The organism is Actinokineospora pegani (assembly GCF_009745975.1).
GTDB lineage: Bacteria > Actinomycetota > Actinomycetes > Mycobacteriales > Pseudonocardiaceae > Actinokineospora > Actinokineospora pegani.
This window is the reverse complement of record NZ_WHOL01000079.1, coordinates 1-12,808: the sequence shown is the minus strand read 5'-3', so window position 1 is coordinate 12,808 and position 12,808 is coordinate 1. Positions and strand designations below refer to the sequence as shown.

Annotated in this window: 14 protein-coding genes; 11 read left to right on the top strand and 3 right to left on the bottom strand. The window is 71.6% G+C overall.

What is annotated here, in order from left to right; genetic code table 11:
• Positions 1-379: 379 nt before the first annotated feature.
• Entirely contained in the window at positions 380-1,573 is a 1,194-nt protein-coding gene (locus GCL84_RS12885) for a S8 family peptidase (RefSeq protein WP_156755696.1), read from the top strand.
• Between the two features lie 105 nt (positions 1,574-1,678).
• Complete coding sequence (locus tag GCL84_RS12880) at positions 1,679-2,035, top strand: hypothetical protein (protein WP_156755695.1); 357 nt, start codon at positions 1,679-1,681, stop codon at positions 2,033-2,035.
• Here the strand turns inward: GCL84_RS12880 and GCL84_RS12875 are convergent.
• Positions 1,994-2,536 (bottom strand): TetR/AcrR family transcriptional regulator, encoded by a 543-nt coding sequence (locus GCL84_RS12875; protein ID WP_156755694.1) that lies wholly within the window; start codon positions 2,534-2,536, stop codon positions 1,994-1,996. The genes GCL84_RS12880 and GCL84_RS12875 overlap by 42 nt on opposite strands.
• Positions 2,537-2,624: 88 nt before the next feature.
• On the opposite strand from GCL84_RS12875, the gene GCL84_RS12870 reads away from it, so the two are divergent.
• The 9 genes from GCL84_RS12870 (at position 2,625) to kamB (ending at position 10,339) form a co-directional block, all read left to right on the top strand.
• Positions 2,625-3,833, top strand: a complete 1,209-nt coding sequence (locus GCL84_RS12870) for an acyl-CoA dehydrogenase family protein (protein ID WP_156755693.1) — start codon at positions 2,625-2,627, stop codon at positions 3,831-3,833.
• Positions 3,830-4,666 (top strand): SDR family oxidoreductase, encoded by an 837-nt coding sequence (locus GCL84_RS12865; protein ID WP_156755692.1) that lies wholly within the window; start codon positions 3,830-3,832, stop codon positions 4,664-4,666. The genes GCL84_RS12870 and GCL84_RS12865 overlap by 4 nt, the downstream gene beginning before the upstream one ends.
• Positions 4,663-5,412 (top strand): SDR family oxidoreductase, encoded by a 750-nt coding sequence (locus tag GCL84_RS12860; protein WP_156755691.1) that lies wholly within the window; start codon positions 4,663-4,665, stop codon positions 5,410-5,412. The genes GCL84_RS12865 and GCL84_RS12860 overlap by 4 nt, the downstream gene beginning before the upstream one ends.
• A complete protein-coding gene (locus GCL84_RS12855; RefSeq protein ID WP_156755690.1) occupies positions 5,409-6,464 on the top strand; it encodes a phosphotransferase family protein in 1,056 nt (351 codons plus the stop codon). Before GCL84_RS12860 ends, GCL84_RS12855 begins: the two co-directional genes overlap by 4 nt.
• A gap of 10 nt (positions 6,465-6,474) precedes the next feature.
• The gene (locus tag GCL84_RS12850; protein WP_156755689.1) at positions 6,475-7,119 is read left to right on the top strand and encodes a histidine phosphatase family protein; all 645 of its coding nucleotides are present in this window, start codon (positions 6,475-6,477) and stop codon (positions 7,117-7,119) included.
• Positions 7,120-7,142: 23 nt separating this feature from the next.
• The gene (locus tag GCL84_RS12845) at positions 7,143-8,120 is read left to right on the top strand and encodes an SMP-30/gluconolactonase/LRE family protein (RefSeq protein WP_235926200.1); all 978 of its coding nucleotides are present in this window, start codon (positions 7,143-7,145) and stop codon (positions 8,118-8,120) included.
• A gap of 37 nt (positions 8,121-8,157) precedes the next feature.
• Complete coding sequence (locus GCL84_RS12840) at positions 8,158-8,622, top strand: PPOX class F420-dependent oxidoreductase (protein WP_156755688.1); 465 nt, start codon at positions 8,158-8,160, stop codon at positions 8,620-8,622.
• Positions 8,623-8,883: 261 nt separating this feature from the next.
• Positions 8,884-9,252: an STAS domain-containing protein gene (locus GCL84_RS12835; protein ID WP_156755687.1), complete on the top strand. Its 369-nt coding sequence runs from the start codon at positions 8,884-8,886 to the stop codon at positions 9,250-9,252.
• Positions 9,253-9,688: 436 nt separating this feature from the next.
• The gene (kamB, locus tag GCL84_RS12830) at positions 9,689-10,339 is read left to right on the top strand and encodes a 16S rRNA (adenine(1408)-N(1))-methyltransferase KamB (protein WP_156755686.1); all 651 of its coding nucleotides are present in this window, start codon (positions 9,689-9,691) and stop codon (positions 10,337-10,339) included.
• A 218-nt stretch (positions 10,340-10,557) separates the two neighbouring features.
• Here kamB and GCL84_RS12825 read toward each other — a convergent pair whose 3' ends face one another.
• Together GCL84_RS12825 and rsmI are read right to left on the bottom strand one after the other, a co-directional pair.
• The gene (locus GCL84_RS12825; RefSeq protein WP_156755685.1) at positions 10,558-11,631 is read right to left on the bottom strand and encodes a DUF371 domain-containing protein; all 1,074 of its coding nucleotides are present in this window, start codon (positions 11,629-11,631) and stop codon (positions 10,558-10,560) included.
• Positions 11,612-12,475, bottom strand: coding sequence for a 16S rRNA (cytidine(1402)-2'-O)-methyltransferase (gene rsmI, locus GCL84_RS12820; protein ID WP_197523208.1), 864 nt, complete (start codon positions 12,473-12,475; stop codon positions 11,612-11,614). The genes GCL84_RS12825 and rsmI overlap by 20 nt, the downstream gene beginning before the upstream one ends.
• Between the last annotated feature and the right edge of the window lie 333 nt (positions 12,476-12,808).

Here is a 12,808-nt window from a genome sequence, read left to right as displayed (position 1 = left end):
GTAGTCGGGGATGCGCGGCGAAAACGACCGCGACTAGGCCGGATACCGAGCTCGCAACAACGAGTTTCGCTTTTGTCTCGATCTTGGAAAACTAATCACCAAGAGATCTCCCTCGTTGTCCTTGTGGCTGCTCTGAGCTGCTGAAACTCGATCGTTGTCATAGGTTCCAGCGTTAATCGGCCACGGTGTCGCCAGTGAGCGGGTTGGTACGCACGGGGGCGTTCGTTTACTCCATTCGCACCAGTTCCGGCAACTGTGAAGCATTGCCGGGAGGTTCTGTCCGCGCGTTGCATAACACTCAAGCAACGACGCGGAGAGTGACTGAGATCGCCGTTCTCCGTGTCAGAGCGTTCTGTCGGGGCGAACGGAAGGTTTCCGGATGAACACCAGGCGCGAAGGCGGGCGGGGCAGGCTCGCCGCGGGTATCGGTCTCGTCGGCGCGGCGGCGGCGGTCGCCGCGCTCGCCGCCACCCCCGCCCAGGCGGCGGAGGGGCGGATCCTGCTGGCCGACAGCGGCAACGCCGTCGAGGGCAGCTACATCGTCGTCCTCAAGGACACCGTCCGATCGGCGCAGGTCGGCACGCAGGCCACCACGCTGGCGGGCTCCTACGGCGGCGCGGTCGGCAAGACCTACGACTCGGCGCTCAACGGGTTCTCCGTCCGCATGGACGAGGCGCAGGCCAAGAAGCTGGCGGCGGACAGCTCGGTCGCCTACGTCCAGGCCAACCAGCGGTTCACCGTCGACGCCACCGCGTCCTGGGGCCTGGACCGCATCGACCAGGCCGACCTGCCGCTCGACGACGGCTACACCGCGGCCTCCGACGGCGCGGGCGTCACCGCCTACGTCGTGGACACCGGCGTCAACGCCGCGCACACCGACTTCGGCGGCCGCGTGGGCGCGGGCTACGACGCGATCGACGGCGACACCGACGCCGACGACGAGAACGGCCACGGCACCCACGTCGCGGGCACCATCGGCGGCGCGACCCACGGCGTGGCCCCGGGCGTCGACATCGTCCCGGTCCGCGTCCTCGACGCGAACGGCAGCGGCACCACCGAGGGCGTCGTCGAGGGCGTCGACTGGGTCGCGCAGAACGCCAGCGGCCCATCGGTCGCCAACATGAGCCTCGGCGGCCCGACCGACGCCGCGCTCGACTCGGCCGTGCGGGGCGCGATCCAGGCGGGCGTGACCTTCGCGGTCGCGGCGGGCAACTCCTCCGCCGACGCGAACGGCTTCTCCCCGGCCCGCGTCTCCGAGGCCATCACCGTGGCCGCCTCCGACGACGCCGACGCCCAGGCCGAGTTCTCCAATCACGGCGATGCCGTCGACCTCTACGCCCCCGGCGTGGACATCACCTCCACCTGGATCGGCGGCGCCGACGCCACCGACACCATCTCGGGCACCTCGATGGCCTCCCCGCACGTCGCGGGCGCCGCCGCGCTGCACCTGGCGCGCGACCCGGGCGCCACCCCCGCCGACATCGAGGCGGCCCTGACCGGCGCGGCCAGCGCCGACAAGATCACCAACGCCTCGTCGGGCACCCCGAACCTGCTGCTGTACGTGGGTTCCTGACACACCAGCGCCCCCGGAGCCCCGCCACCGCACCGGTGGCGGGGCTCCGGCTTCCCATCGCCGATCTTCAGGTTCCGGGCGCCCCGCCGATGGCATCATCGTGGGGTGAACCGGGTGGAGAAGGTCTTGGGCTCGGTGGTGGACCGCGTGCCGGACGAGGTCATCGACAGGCTGGCATGCCTCGTCGCAGTGGTCCAGCGGCTCGCGGTCGTCTTCCTCTGCCTGATCCCCGTGGCGCTGTTGGCCGACACCAGCTTCGAGTGGGTCGCGTTGGGCTTCCTGGTCCTGGCGCTGTGGCCGCTGGGGCTGGCCGTCCTGTGGCTCCTGCGGGCGATCCTGCCCAGCCGCGTCCGCGCGCGCCTGGGGGGGCTTGCGCGAGCAAGGTCCGCCGGGCAGGCACGCGCGCGTGGATTGACCGGCTCAAGCCTCCCGCACCACGTGGTCCAGAGTGGACAGAGCTAGCCGGGTCAGCGCCTCCTGGTCCGCCGAACCCCGCCCGCCCGACTCGATCACCAGCTCCTCCGTGAACGCCCACCAAGCCCGCACGGCCACCTCCAGCCCCGGTGTCGCCGCCACCCCCAGCGCCTTCAGCACCCGCGCCGTCAGCTCCGCCTGCGTCCCGTCGTGGATCTCCCGCACCCAGTCGTCCTGCCCGGAACCCCGGAACAGCCCGACGTACTGGGTCCGCCGCCGCTGGATGAACGCCACGTACCCGGCCACCATCCCCGCCACCGTGTCCGCCCCCGCCTCCCGCAGCAGCCGCCGCGAGGCCGCGCGGACCACCTCCACGCAGTAGTCCTGCTTGGTGGGGAAGTAGTGGAACAGCAGGCTGCGCGAGATGCCGGCCTCGCCCGCCACCTCGTCGATCGTCACCTGGTGGATCGGGCGGGCGGTGAGCATCCGCAGGCCAATGCCGATCAACTGCCTGCGCCGGTCCTCGGCCGTGCGCCGCTCCCGGGTCATCCGGCCTCCGATCGGGGTGTTGAGCCCGCCGCTACTAAGCGGTAGCTTATTGAGCACTGCTCAATAGGGTCGACAGGGAGGCTAGCCCGTGGACTTCGCGCACACGCCCCGCGCCGCCGAGTACCTCGAGCGGGTGGGGGAGTTCATCCGCGCCGAGGTCGAACCGGTCGAGGAGGGCTACCACCGCGAGCTCGCGGCCCTCGACGATCCGTGGGTGGTCCTCCCGGTCATCGATGAGCTCAAGGCCAAGGCCAAGGCCGCCGGGCTGTGGAACCTGTTCCTGCCCGACCCCGAGCACGGCGCGGGGCTCACCAACACCGAGTACGCCCCGCTGGCCGAGCTGATGGGCCGCTCCGCGATCGCCCCCGAGGTCTTCAACTGCTCCGCGCCCGACACCGGGAACATGGAAGTCCTGCACATGTTCGGCAGCGAGCAGCAGAAGCGGCGGTGGCTCGGACCGCTGCTCGCGGGCGAGATCCGGTCGGCGTTCTGCATGACCGAGCCCGACGTCGCGTCCTCCGACGCCACCAACATGGCCGCCACCGCGATCGTCGACGGCGACGACGTCGTGCTCAACGGGACCAAGTGGTTCTCCACCGGCATCGGCCACCCGAACTGCGAGGTCGCCATCTTCATGGGCCTGACCGACCCGGAGGCGCACAAGTACGCCCGGCACTCCATGGTCCTGGTCCCGCTGGACACCCCCGGCGTCGAGGTCAAGCGGATGCTGCCCGTCTTCGGCCGCCTCGACGCCCCGTCCGGCCACGGCGAGATCTCCTTCACCAACGTGCGCCTGCCCATCGAGGCCGTCATCGCCGGACCCGGCCGCGGCTTCGAGATCGCCCAGGGCAGGCTCGGGCCCGGCCGCATCCACCACTGCATGCGGCTGATCGGCCTGGCGGAGAAGGCCTTGGAGTACGCCTGCACCCGCGCCACCGACCGGGTCGCCTTCGGCAAGCCGCTGGCCAACCTCGGCGGCAACCGCGAGCGCATCGCCAACGCGCGCATCGCCATCGAGCAGGCGCGGTTGCTGGTGCTGAGCACGGCGTGGAAGCTCGACACGCACGGGGTGCGCGGCGCCCTGTCGGAGATCTCGCAGATCAAGGTGGTGGTTCCCAACATGGCTCTCGGGGTCATCGACATGGCCATCCAGTTGCACGGCGGCGCCGGGATGACCGACGACTTCCCGCTGGCCGCGGCCTACGCGGGCGCCCGCGCGCTGCGCCTGGCCGACGGGCCCGACGAGGTCCACCAGGGCGTCGTCGCCCGCATCGAGCTCAAGAAGTACCTGCCGTGAGCGCCCGCGTCCTGGTCACCGGAGCGGGGTCCGGTCTCGGCAAGGCGCTGGCCGCCCGGTGGGCGCGCGACGGCGCGCGGGTGCTCGTCACCGACGTGGACGAGGCCGCCGCGGCGGCCGTCGCCGCGGAGCTGGGCGCGGAGTCGCTGCGGCTCGACGTGACCTCGGACGAGTCGTGGGAGACCGCGATCGCCTGGGTGATGATGGAGTGGCAGGGCGTCGACGTGGTGGTCAACAACGCGGGCGTCGGCCTGGGCGGGCGCATCGAGGTGGTCCCGATGGCCGACTGGGACTGGATCATCGACATCAACCTCAAGGGCCCGGTGCGCGGCTGCCGCGCCTTCACGCCGCTGTTCAAGGCGCAGGGCTCGGGGCACTTCGTCAACGTCGCCTCGATGGCCGCGATCATGAACCTGCCAGCCATGGGCCCGTACAACGTGGTCAAGGCCGGGGTGCTGTCGCTGTCGGAGACGCTGCGGTTCGAGCTGGCCCCGTACGGGATCGGCACGACCGTCGTGTGCCCCGGGTTCTTCCAGACCAACCTGCCCGACGCCGCGCGCAACCCCGACGTGCCCGAGGTCGACGTGGCCCGCAAGCTGATGGCCGCCGCGACCGTCACCGCCGAGGACGTCGCCGACCAGGTCGTCGCGGGCGTGGCGGCCAACCAGTTCCTGGTGCTGACCCACGAGGACGGCCGCCAGTCCCACGAGTTCAAGCGCGCCAAGCCCGAGGCCTACGAGGCGCAGGTCATCTCGTTCTGGGACCGGCTGCGTGTCAAGGTGGACGCGGCTGACGCGGAAATCGCCGCCGCCGAGAAGCAGGAGGATCTGTGAGCCGCAAGAACACCATCATCACCGGGGCCAGCTCCGGCCTCGGCGCGGAGATGGCCCGCCAGTTCGCGGCGCTGGGTCGCAACCTGGTGATCACCGCCCGGCGCACCGACCGGCTCGACCAGCTCAAGGCCGAACTGACCGGGGCCTACCCCGGCATCAAGGTCCTGGTGAAGGCGCTCGACGTCAACGACCACGACGCGGTGTTCAAGGTCTTCGGCGAGGCGCGCGAGGAACTGGGCAGCATCGACCGCGTCATCGTCAACGCGGGCCTGGGCAAGGGGCAGCCGGTCGGCACCGGCAACTTCCACGCCAACAAGCAGACCGCCGAGACCAACTTCGTCGCCGCGCTGGCCCAGTGCGAGGCGGCGGTGGAGATCTTCCGCGAGCAGCGGGCCGGGCACCTGGTCGTCATCTCCTCGATGAGCGCCATGCGCGGGATGCGCGGGAACGTCACCACCTACGCCGCCACCAAGGCCGGGGTCGCCGCCCTCGCCGAGGGCATCCGCTCCGACCTGATGCGCACGAAGATCAAGGTCTCCACCATCTTCCCCGGCTACATCCGGTCGGAGATGAACGAGAAGGTCAAGAAGACCCCGCTCATGGTCGACACCGTGCCCGGCGTGCGGTCGATGGTGAAGGCCATCGAGCGCGAGTCGACCACCGCCTGCTCGCCGTCGTGGCCGTGGACCGCGATCGGCTTCGCGATGCGCGTCCTGCCGCTGCCGGTCGTGCGGAGGATCGCGTGACCACCCGCGACCAGGCGGGTGAGCTGCGCGCCGAGGACAGCTTCGACACCGCGGCCGTGCACGCCTGGCTCGGGTCCGTTGTGGAGGGACTGCCCGCGCGACCGCCCGCGGTCAAGCAGTTCCCCGGCGGCGCGTCGAACCTGACCTACCTGCTGTCCTACCCGGACCGCGAGCTGATCCTGCGCCGCCCGCCCGCGGGCAGGAAGGCGGCCTCCGCGCACGACATGGGCCGCGAGTTCCGGGTGCAGAGCGCGCTCAAGCCGGTCTACCCGTACGTGCCGACCGTGCTCGGCCTGTGTCAGGACCAGTCGGTGATCGGCTCCGACTTCTACGTCATGGAGCGGGTCGAGGGCACGATCCTGCGCAACGACCTGCCCGAGGGCATGCGGCTCGAGCCCGAGGCCGCCCGCGCTCTGTCGACGGCGCTGGTCGACCGGCTCGTCGACCTGCACCGGGTCGACCCGGGCGCCGCCGGGCTCACCGACCTGGGCAAGGGCGCGGGGTACGTCGGCAGGCAGGTCGCCGGGTGGTCCAGGCGGTTCACCGCCGCGCGCACCGACAACGTGCCCGACTTCGCGGCCGTCATGGCGTGGCTGGCGGACAACCAGCCCGAGGACGTGGCGACCGTCGTCATCCACAACGACTGGCGCTTCGACAACGTGGTGCTCGACGACTCCCTGGCCGTGGTCGGCGTGCTGGACTGGGAGATGTCCACCCTCGGCGACCCGCTGATGGACCTGGGCGGCGCGGCGGCGTACTGGATCGAGGCCGACGACGACGCGGTGTTCCAGCAGGCCCGCCGCCAGCCCACGCACCTGCCCGGCATGCTCAGCCGCGCGGAGCTGGTCGAGCACTACTGCGCGCGGATGGGCCTGAGCCCGGACAACTGGGCGTTCTACGAGGCGTTCGGGCTGTTCCGGCTGGCGGTGATCATGCAGCAGATCTACTACCGCTTCCACCACGGGCAGACCACCAACCCGAGGTTCAAGGACTTCTGGATGTTCGTGGGCTACCTGGAGTGGCGCTGCCGTGAAGTGGTCAACAGAGCGTGAGGCCAAGGACATGAGTGCGATCTACCTGGTCCGCCACGGGCAGGCGTCGTTCGGCGCGGCGGACTACGACGTGCTCTCGCCCAACGGCGAGCTGCAGGCCAAGGTCGTCGGCGAGGCCCTGCGGGCCCGTGGGATCACCCCGGTGCGCGCCGTGGCGGGCAGCCTGTCGCGGCAGCGGGCCACAGCGGTCACCGCGCTCGCCGTCGCCGGGCTCGACCTGCCGGTCGAGGAGGACCCCCGGTGGAACGAGTACGACCACATCGGGCTGGTGCAAGCGCTTGCGGAGCGGGAGGACGTCGAGCCGCCGACCTCGCCCCGCGAGTTCCAGGCCGTCCTCGACCGGGCGCTGCAGCAGTGGGTCGACGCGACCACGCCGGGGTTCGCCCAGTTCGCCGACGGGGCGTGGGCCGCGCTGGTCGAGCTGGCCGAGGACCTCGGGTCCGGGGGAGTGGGCGTCGTGTTCACCTCCGGCGGCATCCTGGCCGCGCTCGCGTCCCGGCTGCTCGGCGGGGCCTCGGTGGTCGCGCTCAACCGCGTCGTGGTCAACGCGGCGGTGACCAAGGTCGTGCACGGGCGCGCCGGGGCGTCGCTGGTGTCGTTCAACGACCACGCCCACTTCGAGGGCCCACGGCGGGACCTGCTCAGCTACCGGTAACCGCTCTTCCGAAGGAGACCAGTGTGGGTCGTCCGAGTATCGAACCCGTCGTGTGGCACGCGCCCCCTCCCGGGCCCAAGCCCACGCCCGCGCCCCTGCCCGCGCTGACCCTGCACGACGCGGGCGGCGAGGGCGCCGAGGACGTCCTGGTCGACGTCGACGGCTCGGTGGTGACCGGGCTCGCCGACGGCCGCGTGGTCCGCCTGGACCCGCGCGGCGGCGCGCCCCGCACCATCGCCGACACCGGCGGGCGGCCGCTGGGCGTCGAACGCCACCCAGACGGCAGGCTGGTCGTCTGCGACGCCGCACGCGGCCTGCTGGCCCTCGACGGCGGCCACGTCGAGGTCCTGGTGGCCCGGGGCGAGCACGGGCTGCGGCTGTGCAACAACGCGGCCGTCGCCGCCGACGGCGCGGTCTACTTCACCGACTCCACCAGTCGGTACGACCTCGCCGACTACCGCGCCGACATCATCGAGCACTCCGCCACCGGCAGGCTGCTGCGCCGCGACCCGGACGGCGCGGTCGAGGTCCTGGTCGACGGCCTCGCCTTCGCCAACGGCGTCGCCCTCACCCCGGACGGGTCGGCCGTGATCGTCTCGGACATGGCCGCCTACCGGCTGCTCAAGGTCGCCACGGCGACGGGGGAGTCCGAGGTCTTCGTCGACGACCAGCCGGGGTTCGCCGACAACATGTCCCTGGGCACCGACGGCCTGGTCTGGATCGCCTACGCCAGCCCGCGCGACCCCAAGGTGGACCGGCTGGTGGCGGGCCCGCCCGCGCTCCGCAAGGCGCTGTGGCTGCTGCCGCAGAAGCTCCAGCCCAGCCCGCAGCGCACGGTGTGGGTGCGCGCCATCGATCCCGTGACCGGCGCCACGGTGCACGACTTCTACGGCGAGCCCGCCGACTTCCACATGGCCACGGGCGTGCGCGAGCACCACGGCACGGTCTGGGTGGGCAGCCTGGTCGAACCGGTCGTGGCCGCCTTCCCGGTCCCGCGCTGACCCGCGGCGGCCAGCGCGGTGTGGTTGGGTCGAAGTCATGCCCCGCACCGCCACAGCGATCAGGCCCGACCGCGACGACCTCCTCTCCTTCCTGCGCGAGCGCGGCAAGTGCCTGCTGTCGACGACCCGCGCAGACGGCCGCCCGCAGCTCTCCCCGGTCTCCTACGGCGTGGACGCCGAGGGGCGCGTCGTCATCTCCACCTACCCGGAGCGGGTGAAGTCCCGCAACGCCAAGCGGAACCCGGCCGTGTCGATCTGCGCGCTCTCCGACGACTGGGACGGCCCCTACGTCCAGGTCGACGGGACCGCCGAGGTGCTCGACCTGCCGGAGGCGCTGGAGCCGCTGGTCGAGTACTTCCGCTCCATCTCCGGCGAGCACCCGGACTGGGACGAGTACCGCGCGGCGATGGCCCGCCAGGGCAAGTGCCTGATCCGGGTCACCATCGAGCGCTGGGGCCCCGTGGCGACCGGCGGCTTCCCGCCGCGCCTGGCGCAGGGCTGAACGCCCACTCCCTGTCGTCGTCCGCATACCGGCCCCCCATGTGCTGATTCCCCATGCCCGGCACGCTAACGGTGGGGACCGACACTTTCCGGCGCGGTAGCGCCCCCGTCCGACGTGTCGATCCCCAGGACGGGGGAATGCGGGAAACGAACCTGCGTCACGAGAGCCGCCATCGAGGCGATCTCGGGTCCGATCCCGTTATAGTTCCTCGGAACTCGAGCGGCCTCCGCCGCTCCCCGGACCCGCCCGGAGGTACCCGCCGTGAGCGAGGCCCTCCGCGTCACCACCCGCGGCACCCGCTCCGCCACCGTCGTGGCGGTGGTGGGCCGGGTCGACCTCGCGGGCGAGGCCCCACTGCGCGAACAGGTGCTCGACGCCTGCGAGGAGCAGACGCTCAAGCGGTTCGTGGTCGTCGACCTGACCGAGGTGAGCTTCCTCAGCGTGGGCAGCGCCCCCTTGTTCCTGCGCGCGCACTACCACTGCCTGCACCGGGGCAAGCTGCTGCGCGTCGCCGCCGGGCCGGGGGCGGCGCTCACCACGTTGATGGTCACCGGCATCCAGGAAGTCGTGGCGGTGTACCCCGACCTCGTCTCGGCGCTGACCAACGAGGTCAACTCCCCCTGGCAGTGATTCGTGGATTATTCGCCGATTCCCGCGCGCTCGCGGCTGTTCGCTATTCCTGCATGGTGAAACCGCCAATCGAGTGGCCTGTCACGATTGACAACCCCGATTGAGCGACAGATCGCCGCTCTGTGCCTCCCGTTTCGTCATCGCCACCGCGGTCACCCCAAGGGGGTTTCACCCACCTGGGGAGCAAGCCACCTTTTTGTTCCACACTGGATGGTCACCGGTGGTGATCCAGTGGTAGCGCCCTGTCTCTGCTGGTACCCGTTGACGCACAACACGTCGAGTCGTCTTCCGAGAAGACACCTGGTTCAGGCTTCGTCACCGGTCCGGGGAAGGACGCCACCGCCACCAGCCGGTGACACCCCGCGGACCCCGGCGCCCCCACCCAGCGTGCCGGGGTCCGCCCCGTTCCCAGCCGGGGCCTGTCTAGGCTTGCCGCATGCGCCGCGTGACCGGAAAGCAGACGACCGAGCTCCCCGCGGCCGAGTTCGCCACCCTCCGCGCCCAGTACCCGCACGCCGTCCTCGACATCGGCACCGGCGACGGCAAGCACCCGTTCCACCTGGCCCGCACCCGCCCCGACACCCTGGTCGTGGGCCTGGACGCGGCCAAGGACAACTTCCGCAAGGCCGCCACCAAGGCCGCCGCCAAACCGGCCAAGGGCGGCCTGCCCAACCTGCTCTACGTGTGGGCGGCGGCCGAGAGCCTTCCCGAGGGCCTCACCGGCTTCACCGAACTGCACGTCCTCATGCCCTGGGGCAGCCTGCTGCGCGGCGTCCTGGGCTCCGACCCGGCCATGCTGCGCGGCATGGCCGCCACCTGCCAGCCCGGAGCCACCTTCCTCATCACCCTGAACCTGCACGCCTGGCAACCCCCCGTCCCCGAGGTCGGCGACCACCCCGAGCCCACCCCCGGGTCGGCCATGGCCACCCTGGCCCCCGCCCTCGAAGCGGCAGGCTGGCACCTGACCACCGCCGCCTACCTGAACGCCGAAGAGATCGCCGCCCTCTCCACCTCCTGGACCCGCCGCCTCAACTCCACCCGCGACCGCCTAGAGGTCCTAGCCCTGACCGGCACCATCGGCGACTAACTCAGCGCCCTGCCCCACTCCACAAAGCCAGGGCTTATCCCGCGTCCGCACCCCGCATCACCCCTTGCGAACACGCCTCAAAGCTCCCTCCACCACACAAACCACGCTCCCTCATCCCACCCACTTGCCCTGTCATCCCTGGGCCTCGTGGAGTTGCACACTCCGCGGCCCACGGGACAGGCCCCACCCAGCCGCAAGCAAGGCCCCATCCCACACACCTACTTTCCGCTAAGCCGCAACACCTCGTCGTAAGCCCGCTTCCGCGACCACCCCGGCACCCCAGCCAACGCCCGCACCACCGTAGTAGCCGAAACCCCCTGCCCCAACAACCCCACGATGAACTCCTCCGGCGCCCCCACCTCCCCACCCACGTCCTCCACCACCGGCTCCAACGCACACCACACCTCCCCCCGAGGCTCCAACAACCGCAACTCCTCAACCACCCCCCACACCGGCCGCTCATCCACACCCACGGCCCCCGCCCGCGTTCCGACAGCCTTGACCGCCGCGTCCAACGCCCCACCCAACCCAGCCCCAGGCACCCGGAACACCACCACAGCCGCCGGATAAGCCGAAACGACCCGCGCGAGCTCCTTCTTCCCCACCGCCCCCGCGACGACCACCGGCGCCCGCCGCCCACACACCGCCGCGACAGCCAACTCCGGTGCCACCCCCAAAACCTCAACCGAAGGACGCCCTCCCGACTCCAACGCCGCAGCCGCGAACCCGTCCGCGTCCACCGCCAACACCCGCCCACCACCACCCAACGCCGAGAGCCCCGCGTCCCACCCGCGCTCCCCAACGACGACCACGTCCGCAGCGGCCCGTTCCGCCGCCAACCGCGCATCGTCCCCCGAGCGGAACAGCACCAACACCGGCCCCTCGGCCACACCCCGCCGCACGACCACCTCCACGTCGACAGCGGGGTCGGTCAACGCCAGCGCCAGCGACCGGGGCAGGTCGCGGGCAGTCGCATCGGCGTCCGTGGCCATCGTGTTCGCCAGCCGGACCCCACTGCGCCGCACGACGGCAGAACCACCGGGACGCCAAGCCGAGTTCGCCACCGCCCGCACCACAGCCGACGCCCCGCCCGCGCTGATGGTGATGTCCACCGGCCCCGCGATCCCCGGCGGCGCCGAGCCCGCCACGGCCGCGCCCACGCCCAGCACGCAGGTCGCACGCCCGGTGATGTCGGTGTCGGCGGTGAGTTCGAGGGTGCGGTCGTGGGTCGCGCGGATCTCGTGGTGGCCCCGGCCGGTCAGCCGGAGCAGCTCACTTCCCGGCGCGCTCAACGGACTGCACCCGGTCGTAGACCCAGTTGCGCGGCAGACCGGTCACCTCGCGGATGACGTCGCTGGCCATGCGGGCGGTGGCCCCGTGGGCGACCAGGGCGGTGGCGAGCTTGCCCGCCAACTCCTTGGCCGGGTCCGCTCCGGAGCTGTCCAGCCCGCCGACGACCAGGGTGAACTGACCCCGGACCGGGTCCTCGCCTGCCAGCAGGTCGATCAGCTCCGACAGCGGGCCGCGCAGGAACTCCTCGGAGCTCTTGGTGAGGTTGCGGGCGGCGGCGGCCTGGCGGTCGCCCAGCACCTCGCGCATGTCAGTGAGGGTTTCCACCAGGCGGTGCGGCGCCTCGAAGAAGATCAGCGTCGCGTCGGCGCCAGCCAACCCGGTCAGGGCGGCCCGGCGGGCAGCGGACTTGCGCGGCAGGAAGCCCGCGTACTGGAAGCGGTGCACCGGCAGCCCCGACCCGATCAGCGCGGTCACCGGCGCGTTGGCCCCCGGCAGCGGCCGCACCCGCACCCCCGCGTCGATGGCCGAGGCCACGAGCCGGAACCCGGGGTCGTTGACCAACGGCGTGCCCGCGTCGGACACCACGGCCACGTCCTCGCCGTCGAGGAGCCGGGCCAGCAACTGCTCCCCGCGGGTCTCCTCGTTGTGCTCGTGGTAGCTGACCAGCCGCGCCCGCACGCCCAGCGGCGCGAGCAGGGTCTTGGTGTTCCGGGTGTCCTCGCAGGCCACCACCGCGACCGCGCGCAGCACCGCGACACCGCGCGGGGTCATGTCCTCGGGGTCGCCGATGGGGGTCGGCACCAGGTAGAGGGTCCCCAGGTCCGGGTCCGGCTCTGGGCGCACACTCACTCCTTCGCTCGCTGCTCTCCCCGAAACCGTATCCCCACCTCGCCCTGCCCATCGGTGCGCCCCGGCGGCACCAGCGCGCCCCGCCCCCTCGTCGGCGTGGTCCCTGCTCGCCGCGCTCCAGGCCCCCGGCAATGCCACTTACTTAGTGTTTTTCCTGGTTGGGCGGGTGTGGTGGAGGGTTCGGGTGAGGGGGTCCGGTCGGTGTCGGCTTGCTCGGTTGCCTCGCGCACGGGGTTGGTGGGTGAGGCGACTGGATGGGCTCGGTTCTGCCGCCCCTGCTCGAGGACCCGAACCAGGGTGTGATCGACAGGCACGGTCGTGCGGTGT